Origin of the sequence: Vreelandella venusta (assembly GCF_007989605.1) — a bacterium.
Classification (GTDB): Bacteria; Pseudomonadota; Gammaproteobacteria; order Pseudomonadales; family Halomonadaceae; genus Vreelandella; species Vreelandella venusta.
In genome coordinates this window covers 196323-211715 of the sequence record NZ_BJUL01000003.1, presented here as the reverse complement: position 1 = coordinate 211715, position 15393 = coordinate 196323, and the positions used below count along the sequence as shown (strand labels likewise).

Genomic DNA, 15393 nt, shown 5'->3' with positions numbered 1-15393 from the left:
AGCCTGGGCACATTGAAATTGACGACAAGCCCAATGGCCCCTTTATTAGCGTGGTTGCCGACGAAAAACTCGCTAGCGCCCGCAATGTTAGCTGCGTCCAATAGCGAGTTTTTCGGATTTAAGGGATAGCCAGTGCTTAGTTCAATTCCAGCGAGAAGCTCATTTCAACACCTGCGTCATCCACTCTGAACCAGTACTCCATGTTCTTGTAGATATCGCTGTATTGCCTGAGCAGATCAACATCAAACTCTGCCATTTCATCGGAAGGCATTTGCGCTATGACATCGGCCAGCGAATCGTAGAACTCACCTGTCAGATGGCCATGAACCAGTAGGTCACGCTCGGAAACAGGGGCTTGCAGTTCTTCCTGTAGTGTTTCGGAATCGCTAATGCCAACGCCCAAGGTAATGGCGTTTTCAGACATCGCCGCGTAGAGCTTTGGTGAGTCCGGTGGCAGCATCATGCTGTCGATTCTTTTGGCTTCTCCGCCGGGTTCGAGTCCAAGTGTCCCTATATCAGGCACGAACGCGCTTGCTGTAGACAGCAGGGCAAGCGGGTTTTGCGAAGCGAGGGTCAAAAGACCGGTACCGGCGGGCTCGCCCTGTTTCATTGTCAGGTTGTTAAGGCGTGCTCTGAAGCCCGACAAGGATGGGCCAACCATCATGGCGATGGGATTATTGATCGCTTTGTTGAGGTCATTCCAGCTGCTGTTTAACTCCTGTAGCTCAGCACAGCTAAACGGGTTTTGACGCACTTCCTGGGCATACTTCTGAACAGTTTGCATCAGCACCGGTAGATTCAGACCTAGCCCGAAGCTAGCCATGCCCTCTGTGCTACCAAGGCCCGGAACTTGGGCGGTCATGGCACGGAGGTCGCTGACAATAGCCTCATCGGTTTCTAGGATGAGATTCATCTCCATACGGTCGAGGTTATACTCACGCATACCCATGACAATACCGGGGAAGCGATTGGTGATGCGGTCAATATCTGCTTGGCAGGCGGAGAGGTCCAAGCGCTCTGCATCAGCCGCGTCCAATAGCGCTTGAGTCGCTAAGTGTGTGGGTGTACTCAGCTCACTAAGCAAGCGTGATGAGTCGATTTCCCCGACACCATAGGGTGTGAAGCCATGGCGCTGTTCAATTTCCTCTAGAGCGCCGGTATCACCAATGTTGCTGTCAGGTAGGGTGTTACCCAGCACCTGTGATAGCAACTCATCGCTGACATTTTCAGGCACCACAGACATCAACAGTTGCTTATCGATAATGGCCATGATGGCTTTGATCGGACCATCTTGTGTTAGTACCCAGTACTCATGCCCGTCTGTTCTAGCCGTACTCGGAGTGATCTCTGCATTGGTGAGAATACGCTGCAGCGTTTCGCGGAAAGCGTCTTCATCCTGCAGTTCTATACGCAAAGTGGGCAAGATGCCCAGTCCGTATAAAGCGACCTGGGGACTCATTTTAAAGCCCAGCGCATGGATATCATCGAGTGTTTCAACCCCGACAAACTCTTCACCCATCGCGATCAACAGAGATACCAGCGAATGCAATACCTCATCATCTATCTCGTGTAGCGTGTCGCGTAGTTCATCCAAGTCCGCTTCCAGGTTGCCCTTTGGCTGCATGCGCTGGTAAAGAGCAAAGGCATCTTGTTCAGGCATTGATTCCCGTGTTGCCACAAAATAGGGCGAGTCGGCGGGGATATATTTCAGCAGGGAAGTTGAGAGGGCTTTTGGTGCTTCCTGCTGGGTGTCTGTTGCTGTTGGCGCATTATCATCGCTGCAGCCACTCAGTACGCCTGCGCTGAGAAGGGCAAGAGAAACAGCTAAGGATAATTTAGTTCTCATTTAACATCAGTCCTTTGAAAAATGGTGACTTTAAAGTGAGCATTTTAAATAATACTCATTGTGAATGATAATCATACACAAATTAATTTAAACTAGCCTCTTCTTGGTTAAGAAAATGGCCCTTGAGGTCGTGTAAGACCCAAGAGCCACTTGTCAGCAGTGAAACTTACAGGCTGCTATTTTAAACTTCCTGGTACAGTTCGCTACCTTCTCGGCGAAACTTCTCTGCTTGCTCCTGCATGCCACGCTTAACGGCCTCGGAATCGCTTTCAGCGGCATTCTCCGGTGTGCGGTCCCGATAGGTATCGCGTACTTCCTGGCTGATCTTCATGGAGCAGAACTTCGGCCCGCACATGGAACAGAAGTGCGCCACTTTGGCGGAGTCCTTCGGCAGGGTTTCATCGTGGAATTCACGGGCGGTGTCCGGGTCTAGCCCCAGGTTGAACTGGTCTTCCCAGCGGAATTCAAAACGCGCTTTGGAAAGCGCGTTATCACGGCGTTGTGCGGCCGGGTGACCCTTGGCCAAGTCTGCTGCGTGGGCAGCAATCTTGTAGGTGATGATGCCGGTTTTGACATCATCTTTATTCGGCAGACCCAAGTGCTCCTTCGGCGTCACATAGCAGAGCATTGCACAGCCGAACCAGCCGATCATGGCCGCACCGATGCCTGAGGTAATGTGGTCGTAGCCGGGGGCGATATCGGTGGTCAGTGGGCCGAGGGTATAGAAAGGCGCCTCATGACACGCCTCAAGCTGCTTATCCATGTTCTCTTTAATCAAGTGCATGGGCACATGGCCAGGGCCTTCGATCATCACCTGAACGTCGTGTTTCCAGGCGATCTTCGTCAACTCACCCAGGGTCTCCAGCTCAGCGAACTGCGCTTCATCGTTAGCATCGGCGACTGAGCCGGGGCGCAGACCATCGCCCAAAGAGAACGCTACGTCGTACTGTTTGCAGATCTCACAGATCTCTTCGAAATGGGTATACAGGAAACTTTCCTGGTGATGATACAGACACCATTTGGCCATAATCGAACCGCCACGGCTGACAATGCCGGTCACCCGGTTGGCGGTCAGTGGCACATAGCGCAACAGCACACCCGCGTGAATGGTGAAGTAATCCACGCCCTGTTCAGCCTGCTCAATCAAGGTGTCGCGGAACACTTCCCAGGTCAGGTTTTCGGCAATGCCGTTAACCTTCTCAAGCGCTTGATAGATCGGTACTGTGCCAATCGGCACCGGCGAGTTGCGAATAATCCACTCACGGGTCTCGTGAATGTTCTGGCCCGTGGAAAGGTCCATGATGGTGTCCGATCCCCAGCGGATACCCCAGGTCATTTTGTCGACTTCTTCTTCAATCGACGAGGTAACTGCCGAGTTACCTAGGTTGCCGTTAATCTTGACCAGGAAGTTACGGCCAATAATCATCGGCTCGGATTCTGGGTGGTTGATATTGTTGGGGATAATCGCACGCCCACGGGCAACTTCGTCGCGCACAAATTCCGGTGTGATCTCTTCCGGCAGTTTTGCACCAAAGCTCTGGCCAGGATGTTGGTGACCAAGAATACGCTCAACTTCAGTGGTGCCTAATGTTTGGCGGCGCTGGTTTTCGCGAATGGCGATAAATTCCATTTCAGGGGTAATAATGCCCTGGCGCGCATAGTGCAGTTGGGTGACATTTTTACCTGGTTTTGCGCGGCGCGGGGTGCGCGTTAAATCAAAACGCAACTGGGCAAGCGTTGGGTCGTTAGCGCGGCGATTGCCGTACTCACTGGTGGGGCCGTCAAGGAACTCGGTATCGTTGCGCTCTTCAATCCAGGCGCGGCGCAGGGCAGGCAAGCCTTTGCGTAAATCGTTGTTGGCGGCTGGGTCGGTGTAAGGGCCAGAGGTGTCGTACACCAGTAGCGGCGGGTTCTCTTCATCAATGCTGCTGGTTTTAGTGGGAGACAAGGTGATTTCTCGAAACGGCACGCGGATATCGGGTCGTGAGCCTTCAACGTAGACCTTGCGCGACGCAGGCAGTGGCTGAATGGCAGCCGCATCGACCTGAGCAGTTTCAGCTAAAAAATGACTGGTTTTACTTGTTAAGGTCTTAGTTTTTACAGTTTCAGTTTCTAAAGTCTTCGTCATGACGGTCGTCTTCCTTCGTTGTTGATTATGGTTATTGTGTTGGCTTAATGGGTGGGATCTTGGTCTGTTAGATCGCTGTCTATCAGATCCAGACCCATCTGCCAGAAATCGATTTCCAGACGCGTGGCGTCGCGGAAGATCTTGCTTAGCTCGGCAAAGCGGGCAGGGGTAACATCGGCCAGGCGGGCGTTGAGCCATTCAAGCTCAGCCTGCATGGCGGCCTGAAACTCCTGGCTTTCGTACATTGCTATCCAGGCATCAAAGGGGTTTTGGCTGCCGCGTAGGGTAGAAGGCTGAGCGTTCAGCCAGTTGGCAATTTCGCCGTAGCCCACTAAGCAAGGAGCCAGCGCTACATGTAAATCGAGCAGGTCGCCGCGATTGCCGGTATCTAATACGTAGCGGGTATACGCCAGGGTAGCCCTGGCTTCGGGCAGCTCCGCCAGCTCTTGCTCGGAAATGCCCCACTCCTGGCAAAAGCCCACGTGCAGGCCCAGCTCCACATCCACAATAGCTTTTAAACCTTCATGGGCCTGGCGCAGATCAGCCAGCGTAGGGCTTTTATAGGCGGCCAACGCGTAGGCGCGGGCGAAGTGAATCAAAAACAGGTAGTCCTGCTTCAAATAGTGGCGAAAGGATGCTTCTTGCAGCGTGGCGGTACCCAGCTGGCGGACAAAATCGTGCTCAATATAGGCGCGCCAGTCGTCATGGCAGGCATTAGTAAGATCAGCAAAGCGGTAGTCCATGGTGCCTCCGGTAGTAATGATCCGGAGGGCGAGCGATTGAGATCGAGGGAATGGCGCTGAAGGTGGCGTGCGATCGTGAGAAACAGCTAGCCAAGGCCATCGCTTGATCCCTACGCCGGTACCCGCGTGCTCGTCATAGGAGCAGCGCATTAGCCGGATCAGGTTCAGCGGGACCAGCGCTTTGGCAGTATCAAGTGGATACGCCCTGCGCCATCTCAGCCGGATTCACCGGCACCCCGTCAAGCAGTTAGTGCCAAGCAGTCTAGGAGGACGAGAGAAGAGATGCAAGAGGCACGCGCAAGCACGCGAATTTTGGATAGGCTGCCAAAATTTGCTTTGCCGCCTTGGGAATCAATGGGGTAGAGTCAAATTGGGTGGCTGCAAAACCCCAATGAATGTGCCGTCGCGTTTATTGGGGTTTTGTAGCGAGGCGTATAATCACTGTTATGTAAGCGGTTCAGGTTAATCGGATATTCAGACACCAGATGATAGACATCTCAAAACGAATAGAAATAATATCCAAGCTTCTCGATGAAAATTCGAGGACTTCTGTCCTATACGCCGCGTTAGAATGCCGATTAACTATAGAAGCGATTTGCTACGAAAGATTTGCATTGTCATATGAGTATATCCCGCATGAATTGCTAAGGAAGTGGCAGCCGCATCATGTCGTTAAGCAAGTTGCAGAGGAAGGCAATGAGCAAGTAACAGAAGGATTTACAATATCTATATCAAAATCTCCAATCGATCAGGACAACCCGCCCGTCACACCTGAAGACTATGAGTCCTTCGAATACGTCAAAATTGGCTCACAAGCAGCGCTTGATGTGGGAAAGCTCGGAAGGCTTTGGAATGCGCTATCGAATACGTCTCTGCACATATCCCTACCAAAGGCGAAGGGAGAAGAGATCGACATTTACGGAGATTCAGACAAAGCCAGAGGTAAAATAACTGAATCCTTAAACGAATTTAAGAGGATTTTGGATGGAAATCTTCTTAGCAGTGGATTCGGTGAAGAATACTACTTTTACTGTATTGGGTGTGACACGAAGTTGAAAAGGAGAGTGAAACTTATAAAGCATGGACAAATGGTAACATGCTTAAACCCAGACTGCCCCGAAAGCTACTACTTTAGTGTTGAGGATGGCGAAATATTTCATATCAGAAGGCTTCTCAATACAACTTGTGCTGATTGCGGAAACTCAATAGAAATTCCAGCTAGATTTGTAGACAAGCTTAAGGTTGAGCAGACGCTAAATGCAGACTGCACTGGCTGTGGGTACAACAATCGTATTAGGTTGATTCCTGGTAGGGCTAACAAACCCGAAGCTCGGGAATCAAACGAAGGCTTACATAACAATCAAAAGCAGTCGGACGCATAAATGCGCCGCTGTTTTGGGCGTTAGACGAACGTATAAATTATGGAGCAGGTGGATGTCTGGAAATAAAGGGGAATTAATAAAAGCTGGATCTACGGAGTTAAGCCAGCCAATAGATGATCTTCACAAACAATTAGAAGGTTATCTTTCCCATGTTGGACTACCTGTTGAAAATGTGGTTGTCCCAATTCTGGAAAGAAAAAAGGTTATCTCCTCATTGGAAGAGGCATTGGCGATAATTCCTGTAGAGGACAGAATCAAGTCCCACTATTTGTCCAAATATACAGTAGCTATAGCTGTCGGTTTGTTTGATGGCGCACTTAATTATCTGTGGGACGAAACGGTCAGGGCCTTTAGAAGGCTAATTATAGCTTTTGACCTTCAATATTTTTATTCTATAGCAGAGAAAATTAGCTCTCGATATAAGAGTTTATCGAAAGAAGAAGATATAGATCAAGTAAGCGAGCATGATTTGTTGGAAGCATGCAGGCGAATCGGTCTTCTTTCTGATGTAAATTATCAACGGCTTGAGCATGTAAACTACATGCGGAATCATGCGAGTGCCGCACATCCAAATGACAATGATATTGATGGCCATGAAATGCTTGGGTGGCTTAGTGTCTGTCTAAAACATGCCATTACTGCTTCACCCGATCACTCTTTAATTCAGGTAAAACAGCTATTAAATAACATTAGAACCGCTGTAATACCTAGCACTGATTATCAAATTATTGGGGCTGATTTTGTAAAACAACCAATTGAAAGAATTGACGACTTCCTATGGACCATCTTTGGTTTGTATACTGGAGACAAAACGACAGCTGACGCGAAACAAAATATCTCTGGTGTCGCACCGTATATCTGGAAAGCGGCAACGGAAGATAGGAAATACGAAATAGGCGCCAAATTCGGTGTTTTTCGTAAAAATGGAGAAGTTGCGAGAAAAGATGCGTGTCAGGAGTTTCTTCAAAATGTTAATGGCCTCAATTATAAAGATGAAGACAGCCTTGCTGGTGAAATTATTGAGAAGCTAGAGAACTTGAATCGGGCTCACTTTGGGTCAAATAACTTTTACAACGAATATCCACATGCAAAGGCACTGGATGATTCATTGCCGCCTAATGGATTAGTTCCAAGAGCCTCACGTGCGATGTGGGTTAAAGTGTTATCTATTTGCTTTGTTGGTAATGGTTACGGTTATCGTGAAGGAGTTGATGAGTCGGCTTTACCATACTACACAAAGCATATTAATAATTTCACAGAAGCAGAAATAGTTGAGTTTGTAAAATTATTTGGAGACCCGGAATTTGCGTCCCCACTTGCCAGAAGCAAGCCGGATAATCGAGTTAGGCAAGAAGCTGCTCTTCTAAAAGCCAAAACTAGTAATGCGCATATCATTAAGTCCCTTGACCTCATAATTACCACCCCAAAACTCACTACGCATAAGATTCACGGGGCGACTGCGTTCAAGAGCAGCTTGGAATATCTACCAAAATGATGAGAATGCGTCTAACAAAAGCGTCAATTAGGACGCTCCTGACGTCGCGCCCCTGCTACAAACGTTATGCACTTATCAGGAGAGATTCGTGAATCATCCGATTTTAGGGCAACTTGTTTCAAAAGAAGCGGAAATAAGCTCATTCGAAGGTGAAGTGATAATCGATGGAAGTAACGTTGGCCTGAATATAGAACTGGATTCGGCACCACAAGATCAGGTTTTAATGCTCGCCGAAAAGGTCGTTGCCTCTATTTCCATTCTCCAGGATAAGGCTGCGGCTATTGTAAGCCGTGATTTGCTTGAAGCGTATAACTCGGGCTGGAATGAGTATGATGAGGTACAAGAAGACGGCTCAACAAAAGCAGTGGTGAATCCAAAATTGGATTCTAATCAATTTATCAGCCAGTTTGAGTTAGATAGCATTTCTATTTGTGGCGCTGATTGCGTTGAGTTCTGGTATAAACCCAATGATCTGTTTTGGGGGCATAGTGTATTCGTCACATCATTTGACGGCCTTGAGTTCAAAGATGCCAATGCTCAGATGTTCGGGTAAATTGTATAACAAAGGGTGACAACAAAAATTTGTCCGGCGAGCCGGGCGTTAAAATTTCATGGGGATCCAAGGAAAATGGAAGAGATAAATTACTTGCTTATTATTGTTTCCGCAGTCGCTGCAATTGCTAGTCCTGGGCCGGCTACGCTTGCAATAGCTGGAGCCTCCATGAACCATGGGCGTTACTTTGGTTTATACTTGGCTGCGGGTGTTCTAACAGGTTCTCTATTTTGGTCAACATCCGCGGCTTTCGGTCTAGCCGCGATCCTTCATGGGAATGCATGGCTTTTTGAGGTGTTGAGATACTGTGGGGCATTCTACCTTTTATATTTAGCTTTGAAGTCTCTGCGTTCAGCTTTTAATGCAAGTACATTACACTTGCCTAAAATGCAAGTCACGTCAGTAAAAGGGATTTACCTTCATGGGTTGCTCATCCATCTGACTAACCCTAAACCGGTTTTATTTTTTGGTTCCCTTTTCTCAATTGGTGTTCCTGCTACTGCGAATCCATCGGAGTTATTGTCAGTTATCTTAGTTGTCGGGTTGGTCAGTTCATTGGTGTTTTTTGGCTACGCCTTTCTTTTTTCACATGAGAGGGTTAGGCAGATATATTTGAAATCTAAAGTGATTTTTGAAAGTGTGTTTGCACTTTTTTTTGGCGTGGCCAGTATAAAATTGTTGATTAGTAAAGCTGGAGGTTGAAACTTTGAAAGCGTTTAAGCCGATTTCTAGCTGTTTGTTGGTTTCGCTTCGCTCAATATTTTAGCCAGCTTTCGACACCTTAACGCGGCATTAGTGTTTTCGATTGCTTATTTTTCTGAGTTGGAAGTGATGGTGAAAGCTTAGTATTGCTATGTGACGCCGACGAAACGTTTCATGAAGCTCAGGCTATGCAATGTATTTAAGAGTATTCACCGCCGCGTAACTCACGGGTGCCGAAGCCTTGCTAAACTCACAAGTTTGCGCGTTATAGGAGATGTGGAAAATGTCAGAGCTCGGTCCCATTACGTTTGCCCACTGATTAGAGAGTTAGAACACTTTGGAAACCACGGTGAGTAATTTAGACTTGGCTCTGCTAGCTAATCATCCTGAACTACTGCCAGCACTCCAAGAAATGTTTGAGTGTGGATGGCCGGAGCATTACGGTGCGCGGGGCAGGGGAAACGCAGAAGAAGATCTGCTGGCATATTCCAATCACAATAAGCTTCCTATTGGGGTTGTTGCGATGCAGGATGGTTCTGCGCTTGGTATCGCGGTATTGAAGGCTAAATGTGTTTCTACACACGACCACCTCACCCCTTGGATGGGTGGCGGCATGGTACTCCCTCAGTACCGGCGTCGTGGAATTGGCGCAACATTGACGGTTGAGCTTGAAAGCATCGCACGCAAGCTGGGATACAAAAAAATCTACTGCGGCACAAGCACAGCAAACAGCCTTCTGGAGCGAAGTGGCTGGTCGTATATCGAAACCGTGCTTTACGGAGGGGATAACGTATCCATCTATGAAAAAGCGCTCTAACTCAGGCGTTGCGGTTGTAGATAGGGCCAGTGGCAGTTATACCGCCTAGTGCATAACATTGAGACGTTAGCGAGTTATGGTTATTTGGCTAAATACCGATATTAAGATTACTCAGCCAGATGACCGGCTGGGTAAATGAATAAGCACAACAGGCGGTGGAAGCGGCTCGAAATCGGGTTCTTCTACAGCCTCGTTAAACAGTAAAAGGAGCTACGGTGGAAAATATCAGGGAAGTCCAAATTCTCGAAGCTGAAGAATTATTGTGTAAGGCAATGCTTGAATCCGACACGGTTACTTTAGATAAGCTCTTGTCATCCGATCTGATTTTTACGAATCATTTAGGTCAGGTTCTTGGCAAAAAAGACGATTTAGAAGCGCATAAATCAGGTTTATTGGACATATCCAATATCTCTGTAGGTGATCAGCAGATCAAATTGCAGCAGGATACAGCGATTGTATTTGCCAAGTTAACAATCCTAGGAAATTATGCTGGTAATCCAGCAAATGGAACATTTAGGTTTACTCGAGTTTGGCAAAATACGGAAGGTAACCACTGGGAAGTAATAGCCGCCCATTCGAGTGTAATTACTGTTTAGCAAGTGTAGGCAAGGGACGCTCCTGACGTCGCGCCCTTGCTACAAACGTTAGCGGTCAATAGAGTCGGAGATTCGCTTAAGAACAGACAGTGCTGTCTCAAGTTCTGCCTTGGTGATACCTATTGAGCATTTCATTGCCCATCCCGATTGTTTTTCATCCAACTTCAAAAATACCGTTTTCCCAAATTCCGAGAGGCTTATAAGCTTTGCGCGCTTATGTCCTGGATTGTCCTGGAAAAACAGAAGTTTATCCTCACGCATGGCATCAACAAGTCGTTGTACAGCTTGTCGCGTCAGCCCCATGCTTCTGGCTATTTGAGGTACAGTTTGTGGCTCACCTGCTAGGTAAAGAGCACCCAAAACCTTCCATCGAGCACTCGTAATACCATATTCCGAACCCATTTGGTCACCTTCACTTACAAGGAGCCCTCCTAGCTTGAATACTTCAAGAACAATCTCGGTGAACACCGGGCCTTTCTGAGCGTCATTCATATGCAATCCTTCCGGTAATTTGACAACATGTTGACAACCATGGTCGCCATTCACATAATGACAACATGTTACCAACTAGCCCTTCCGGAGGAAACCATGACGCTCATACTCCATCGACTTGCAGCATCCGTTGCCGTCTTGTGTATTGCCACGTTTTTCTCGGCAACTATTTTCGTTGAGCTTTTCGGTACGGAGGAATCCATCGCAACCCTGAAAAGTCTCATTGTATGGCCAGGCTTGTTTATCCTTATTCCTTCCATTGCATTAACTGGCGGTAGTGGTTTCGCCTTAGCAAAATCAAGAAGGGGAAAGCTCGTACTACAAAAGAAGAAGAGAATGCCATTTATTGGTGCCAATGGAATATTGGTGCTAATTCCGTGTGCAGTATTACTTGATCGTTGGGCATCCGTAGGCGCTTTTGATACTAATTTCTACGTGGTGCAAGGCGTCGAATTGCTTGCTGGTGCCATCAATCTCATCTTGATGGGGATGAATATGAGAGATGGTCTTAGAATGAGTGGTAGATTTAGACGGTTTTCGTGAAAAAATCGTTAACCATACCTTCCGGCGGACGCAGTCGCTAACGCGCCTGCTCCGCTGAAGGTTGGTATTAGAACACTTTGGAAACCATGGTGAGTAATTTAGACTTGGCTCTGCTAGCCAATCATCCTGAACTACTGCCAGCACTTCGAGAAATGTTTGAGTGTGGTTGGCCGGAGCATTACGGTGCGCGGGGCAGGGGAAACGCAGAAGAAGACCTGCTGGCATACTCCAATCACAATAAACTTCCTATTGGGGTTGTTGCGATTATGGTTATTTGGCTGAATGCCGGTATTAAGATGACTCAGTCTGGTTGAGCGTTCGTCCCATCCTTCAAGAAGATAGTTGAGTATACACATGGCCTTTATCGCACCTATCACCCTTACTGCCCATGGCGTAACGCTTGAGCCGCTCTCACTCAATCACGAAGCCGGTTTGCGAGCCGCCGCTGCAGATGGCGAGTTATGGAATCTGCGCATTACCTCGGTGCCAGCGCCCGATGAGACACGTAACTATATTAATAGCGCCTTAAAAAGCCGCGATGAAGGCCATCGCTTTGCTTTCGCCGTGATTGAAGAGGCGAGTGGTAGGGTGCTTGGCACCACGAGTTACCATGATATTTTGCCCAGCGTAAAACGCGTTGAAATTGGCTACACCTGGTATGCCAAGCGGGTTCAGCGTACGCATGTGAACACCACCTGTAAGCTACTGCTATTGACTCACGCCTTCGACACACTGGGCTGTAACGTGGTCGGCTGGCGTACCGACAACTTCAACTTCGCCAGTCAGCGCGCGATTGAGCGTCTAGGCGCAAAGAAAGATGGCGTAATTCGTGGCCATGCGCTGCGCCGCGATGGGACCATTCGCGATACAGTGATGTATAGCCTGAGCAGGGGCGAGTGGCCAGAGGTGTGCTCGCATCTCAACTACTTGATAAGCCGATCCTGCGCCCAGTGAGATTTATGGTGTGAGACTGGAGTGAATCGCTTCTAAGGTTGGCCTGATGCTACCGCTAGGCTAAGCAGCATCGGTTGCTATGTCCGGATGCCCTTTAGTACCAAGCCTCGCAACTTTATCAACACTACTATGCGATGCGGCCGAAATCGGGGAAGGGGAATGAAAGCTACCAGCGAATTTATCGCAAACCTTAGCGACGTATTTGTACTATTTGGTGACATCCAAACTAAGCGTATGTTTGGCGGATATGGCGTTTATCGCGATGGCCTTATGTTTGCGCTAGTCGCCGATGATGTTCTGTACTTTAAAGTCGACGAACGTTCGGCAGGCTCTTTTATCGAGCTGGGAATGGAACAGTTTGAATACGAGAAGAGCGGTAAAAGGGTAAAAATGACTTACTATGCTGCCCCCGAGGAGATATTTGAAAATCCAGAACATGCTAAGGAGTGGGCTGACCGTGCTTATAAAGCGGCATTGCGGCAAAAGGCTCGTTGACGCGACCAGAGCAACGAGGGCAGTCATTTAAGACTGCCCGGCGGCCACTCAAAGCAAAGGTTTATGCGTTGCTAGCCAAATCCACTGCTAGCAATCCGGCATTTTTAAGCGCATTAGCAACTGATCTCTGATGCCTTTCATCTCCAAATTCTTGGTACTCTGACGCTATTTCATAAAATGACTCGACGCCCAAGTATCTGCCCAGTGTTTTAATATGCGGTCCGAGATGATTCATATGCTCACGTTCACCTCCTGGCCCAAAGCCAAACTCTCCGCATGAAGAGACTAAAATTAGTGTTTTCCCAGACAAAAGCGGCTCTATCGGATGATCACCACGAGCTAAATCAAAACTAAATGTTTTATTTATACGCATGACCTGATCGAACCACGCTTTAAGAGGGGCGGGCATGCCGTAGTTGTACATAGGTGAAGATATTAAAATAACATCCGCTTGTGCTAACTCATTAAATAACTGATCGGATAACGCTAGTTTTTCACGTTGCTCAGAGCTTTTCCGTTCATCTGGTGTGAAAACGGCACCTATCCAGTCTTGGTCAATAAAAGCAGGTGGGTTCAAGCCAATATCACGATAAATGTAATTATCAGCACTGTTAGCAGATTTCCATTTATCAACAAACTGCAAAGCAATACGTTTTGATATTGAGTTGTGGTCAGGGTTTGGGTTTGTCGCTTTACGTACGCTAGCGTCTATATGAAGTAATGTGCGCATGATGGCCTCAGCAGATAGCGGTGTGGAGTGGCTATGCTGCCCTTTTGCCAATAGTGCGACAAATGAATAAACTGGATCAATAGGTGAGAAAAACTTATCTATTGAGAAGCCGGGCTGAAACCAAAAATAGGAGGCAAGCGGTGAATGCTTCACTACAGGCGATTAAGGTGTTTGAAGCGGCCGCTCGGCTGGGGAGCTTTAAAGATGCTGCCGAGGAGCTGTCGATAACGTCGGCAAATGTGTCGCATCACATCAGCAACCTTGAGAATAGGTTGGGAGTGCGGCTGTTTACCCGAATCAATCGGGGCGTGATTTTAACCTCAGAAGGGCACCAGCTCTCTGAGGCGACAACCGCCGGTTTGCAAAAAATCCAGACTGCTTTAGATAATATAAAGTCAGATGCCTCAAAGCTGAATGTTGATACCACCTCATCTTTTGCTGCACTGGTGCTAATTCCGTTGCTACATGACTTTAATAAAATTCATCAAAATGTTGATATTGAAGTATCAACAGGTGAAGTAGTGGCGTCGAAAGTGAATACCCTTTCTATCCGTTTGGGGGACGTAACCCGAGTTGATGAATCAAATTTATTAAAAAAAGAGCGTTTTAACCTATATGGGAGCTGTCCTTTTATCCGCTCCATCACAGTGGATAAGCCAGCAACGGTCTATCTGACTAAATGGAAGAACAAGAAACTGCCGGACGCGCCTTGGGAAAACTGGTTAATAGAAAATGAAGCGTCACTGCCAAGTTTTGAAATAAAGTATTTTGACCAGGAGCTTTATGGTGTGTATGAAGCTATAGCAGGGAAAGGGCTGGTGTTTTGTTCAGAGACTCTGGTTTCTGACTTTGTGAAAGCCAACGCATTGCAGCCCATTTCGTATCAAAGCGTCGATTCTCTGCTGTGTTACTACATCCCGACCCAACGCTGGCAGCATAGTGCCAAAATGCAGGCTTTTGTCGATTGGCTTAAGTCTATGATTGATTGAGATTTATATTCTGAGTGATCAGCTTTCTCCATAAGAGGGTTTGTCTGTTCACTCTTCTGCCGCGAAATAAACCACCATCTTGAGATGACGGTGCTCATCAACGATGAGTGTCTCATGGGTATAGGTATGATGCTCGCCCTCTGTGTCAAGGAGGCTACTGATTCCTCGGTTGTAACCTTCCATGCTTGACGCTTCCCACCAGTGCCGGAAGTCTGGCGATAACTGGCAAAGCTCTTCAATTTGCGTTTGCATGACTGGGTCTTCAGGGGCGACAGCTAAGTCACAACGAAACTGTGCCAGCATATTCGACGCATCCTGTTGCCAGTCAGGGAGTCGTCGACGCAGATCGGGAGCCGTAAATACCATCCTTAATAGATTGCGCTCAGACGCTTCTCGGCTGCTGAACTGTAGTAGTTCATCAGCCTGCGCATTCCAGCCAATAGCATCCCAACGCAGGTTCATCACGTAACTAGGACGAGAGAGGTCATCCATCAGCGACTGGATTCGGGGGGAAGTGCTCTGCTCTTGATACGCTTCTGCAGGCGGCGCTCGGCGGTGCGCTAATAGAAATAGGTGACAGCACTCAGCGTCATCCAGTTTTAGGGCACGGGAGAGGTTGAGCAGAAAGCGTTCGGAGACCTTAATGTCACGGCCCTGCTCAAACCAGGTGTACCACGTCAGGCCTACCCCAGCGAGCGCTGCAACCTCTTCTCGTCTTAAGCCCGGGGTACGCCTTCGCCCGCTGGTGGGAAGCCCGACGTCAGCAGGCGTTAATTTTTGACGATGCCGCAGCATAAATTCAGTGAGATCACTCTGTGTTCGCTCAAGCCGATGATTGGCCATGCTATTACCTCTAGTAATAGGATAATTAGCTATATTGTAACCCCATATTGAGTGTCTGAGAATGCCTGCTTCCTTGATGAAGTTG

General features: G+C 48.0%; 17 protein-coding genes and 1 riboswitch. Of the genes, 11 read left to right on the top strand and 6 right to left on the bottom strand.

Translation table 11 applies throughout. The annotated features are described in order from the left end of the window. Positions 1 to 136: 136 nt before the first annotated feature. The 3 genes from HVE01_RS04845 to tenA all read right to left on the bottom strand — a co-directional run bounded on the left by HVE01_RS04845 (position 137) and on the right by tenA (position 4717). The gene (locus HVE01_RS04845) at positions 137 to 1846 is read right to left on the bottom strand and encodes a hypothetical protein (protein WP_146942742.1); all 1710 of its coding nucleotides are present in this window, start codon (positions 1844 to 1846) and stop codon (positions 137 to 139) included. A 181-nt stretch (positions 1847 to 2027) separates the two neighbouring features. Then, on the bottom strand, positions 2028 to 3974 hold the full coding sequence (gene thiC, locus HVE01_RS04840; RefSeq protein ID WP_146942740.1) for a phosphomethylpyrimidine synthase ThiC: 1947 nt from the start codon (positions 3972 to 3974) through the stop codon (positions 2028 to 2030). 44 nt (positions 3975 to 4018) lie between these two features. Beyond that, positions 4019 to 4717: a thiaminase II gene (gene tenA, locus HVE01_RS04835; RefSeq protein ID WP_146942738.1), complete on the bottom strand. Its 699-nt coding sequence runs from the start codon at positions 4715 to 4717 to the stop codon at positions 4019 to 4021. 90 nt (positions 4718 to 4807) lie between these two features. Further along, a riboswitch (TPP riboswitch) is annotated at positions 4808 to 4966 on the bottom strand. Positions 4967 to 5202: 236 nt separating this feature from the next. Between tenA and HVE01_RS04830 the strand changes: the two genes are divergently transcribed. The 6 genes from HVE01_RS04830 (at position 5203) to HVE01_RS04805 (ending at position 10262) form a co-directional block, all read left to right on the top strand. After that, positions 5203 to 6099, top strand: a complete 897-nt coding sequence (locus HVE01_RS04830; protein ID WP_146942736.1) for a hypothetical protein — start codon at positions 5203 to 5205, stop codon at positions 6097 to 6099. A gap of 52 nt (positions 6100 to 6151) precedes the next feature. Then, complete coding sequence (locus HVE01_RS04825; protein WP_146942734.1) at positions 6152 to 7594, top strand: hypothetical protein; 1443 nt, start codon at positions 6152 to 6154, stop codon at positions 7592 to 7594. 88 nt (positions 7595 to 7682) lie between these two features. After that, positions 7683 to 8147, top strand: coding sequence for a DUF2262 domain-containing protein (locus tag HVE01_RS04820; RefSeq protein ID WP_186808804.1), 465 nt, complete (start codon positions 7683 to 7685; stop codon positions 8145 to 8147). A gap of 75 nt (positions 8148 to 8222) precedes the next feature. Beyond that, a complete protein-coding gene (locus HVE01_RS04815; protein ID WP_146942730.1) occupies positions 8223 to 8849 on the top strand; it encodes a LysE family translocator in 627 nt (208 codons plus the stop codon). A 349-nt stretch (positions 8850 to 9198) separates the two neighbouring features. Next, the gene (locus HVE01_RS04810; RefSeq protein WP_146942728.1) at positions 9199 to 9666 is read left to right on the top strand and encodes a GNAT family N-acetyltransferase; all 468 of its coding nucleotides are present in this window, start codon (positions 9199 to 9201) and stop codon (positions 9664 to 9666) included. Positions 9667 to 9881: 215 nt separating this feature from the next. Next, positions 9882 to 10262, top strand: coding sequence for a nuclear transport factor 2 family protein (locus tag HVE01_RS04805; protein WP_146942726.1), 381 nt, complete (start codon positions 9882 to 9884; stop codon positions 10260 to 10262). A gap of 48 nt (positions 10263 to 10310) precedes the next feature. Here HVE01_RS04805 and HVE01_RS04800 read toward each other — a convergent pair whose 3' ends face one another. After that, positions 10311 to 10754 carry a MarR family winged helix-turn-helix transcriptional regulator gene (locus HVE01_RS04800; RefSeq protein ID WP_125746197.1) on the bottom strand — a complete coding sequence of 148 codons (444 nt, stop codon included), beginning with the start codon at positions 10752 to 10754 and terminating at the stop codon, positions 10311 to 10313. Between the two features lie 96 nt (positions 10755 to 10850). On the opposite strand from HVE01_RS04800, the gene HVE01_RS04795 reads away from it, so the two are divergent. From HVE01_RS04795 to HVE01_RS04780, 4 genes are all read left to right on the top strand, one after another. After that, complete coding sequence (locus HVE01_RS04795; RefSeq protein WP_125746199.1) at positions 10851 to 11297, top strand: hypothetical protein; 447 nt, start codon at positions 10851 to 10853, stop codon at positions 11295 to 11297. Between the two features lie 89 nt (positions 11298 to 11386). Next, entirely contained in the window at positions 11387 to 11611 is a 225-nt protein-coding gene (locus tag HVE01_RS04790) for a hypothetical protein (RefSeq protein ID WP_125746201.1), read from the top strand. Between the two features lie 40 nt (positions 11612 to 11651). Continuing rightward, the gene (locus HVE01_RS04785) at positions 11652 to 12251 is read left to right on the top strand and encodes a GNAT family N-acetyltransferase (protein WP_146942724.1); all 600 of its coding nucleotides are present in this window, start codon (positions 11652 to 11654) and stop codon (positions 12249 to 12251) included. A 159-nt stretch (positions 12252 to 12410) separates the two neighbouring features. Beyond that, positions 12411 to 12746 carry a TfoX/Sxy family protein gene (locus tag HVE01_RS04780; RefSeq protein WP_146942722.1) on the top strand — a complete coding sequence of 112 codons (336 nt, stop codon included), beginning with the start codon at positions 12411 to 12413 and terminating at the stop codon, positions 12744 to 12746. Between the two features lie 61 nt (positions 12747 to 12807). Here HVE01_RS04780 and HVE01_RS04775 read toward each other — a convergent pair whose 3' ends face one another. Further along, on the bottom strand, positions 12808 to 13476 hold the full coding sequence (locus tag HVE01_RS04775; RefSeq protein ID WP_146942720.1) for an FMN-dependent NADH-azoreductase: 669 nt from the start codon (positions 13474 to 13476) through the stop codon (positions 12808 to 12810). A gap of 140 nt (positions 13477 to 13616) precedes the next feature. Here HVE01_RS04775 and HVE01_RS04770 point away from each other — a divergent pair, with 140 nt between their 5' ends. Then, complete coding sequence (locus HVE01_RS04770; RefSeq protein ID WP_186808803.1) at positions 13617 to 14465, top strand: LysR family transcriptional regulator; 849 nt, start codon at positions 13617 to 13619, stop codon at positions 14463 to 14465. A 48-nt stretch (positions 14466 to 14513) separates the two neighbouring features. On the opposite strand, the gene HVE01_RS04765 is transcribed toward HVE01_RS04770, so the two are convergent. Further along, the gene (locus HVE01_RS04765) at positions 14514 to 15308 is read right to left on the bottom strand and encodes a helix-turn-helix transcriptional regulator (protein ID WP_146942716.1); all 795 of its coding nucleotides are present in this window, start codon (positions 15306 to 15308) and stop codon (positions 14514 to 14516) included. Between the last annotated feature and the right edge of the window lie 85 nt (positions 15309 to 15393).

Coding starts and splice junctions, on each gene's coding strand:
- HVE01_RS04775 (WP_146942720.1), bottom strand. CDS start 13,476: ATGCGCACATTACTTCATATAGACGCTAGCGTACGTAAAGCGACAAAC.
- HVE01_RS04825 (WP_146942734.1), top strand. CDS start 6,152: ATGTCTGGAAATAAAGGGGAATTAATAAAAGCTGGATCTACGGAGTTA.
- tenA (WP_146942738.1), bottom strand. CDS start 4,717: ATGGACTACCGCTTTGCTGATCTTACTAATGCCTGCCATGACGACTGG.
- HVE01_RS04780 (WP_146942722.1), top strand. CDS start 12,411: ATGAAAGCTACCAGCGAATTTATCGCAAACCTTAGCGACGTATTTGTA.
- HVE01_RS04800 (WP_125746197.1), bottom strand. CDS start 10,754: ATGAATGACGCTCAGAAAGGCCCGGTGTTCACCGAGATTGTTCTTGAA.
- HVE01_RS04845 (WP_146942742.1), bottom strand. CDS start 1,846: ATGAGAACTAAATTATCCTTAGCTGTTTCTCTTGCCCTTCTCAGCGCA.
- HVE01_RS04795 (WP_125746199.1), top strand. CDS start 10,851: ATGACGCTCATACTCCATCGACTTGCAGCATCCGTTGCCGTCTTGTGT.
- HVE01_RS04815 (WP_146942730.1), top strand. CDS start 8,223: ATGGAAGAGATAAATTACTTGCTTATTATTGTTTCCGCAGTCGCTGCA.
- HVE01_RS04785 (WP_146942724.1), top strand. CDS start 11,652: ATGGCCTTTATCGCACCTATCACCCTTACTGCCCATGGCGTAACGCTT.
- HVE01_RS04830 (WP_146942736.1), top strand. CDS start 5,203: ATGATAGACATCTCAAAACGAATAGAAATAATATCCAAGCTTCTCGAT.
- HVE01_RS04765 (WP_146942716.1), bottom strand. CDS start 15,308: ATGGCCAATCATCGGCTTGAGCGAACACAGAGTGATCTCACTGAATTT.
- thiC (WP_146942740.1), bottom strand. CDS start 3,974: ATGACGAAGACTTTAGAAACTGAAACTGTAAAAACTAAGACCTTAACA.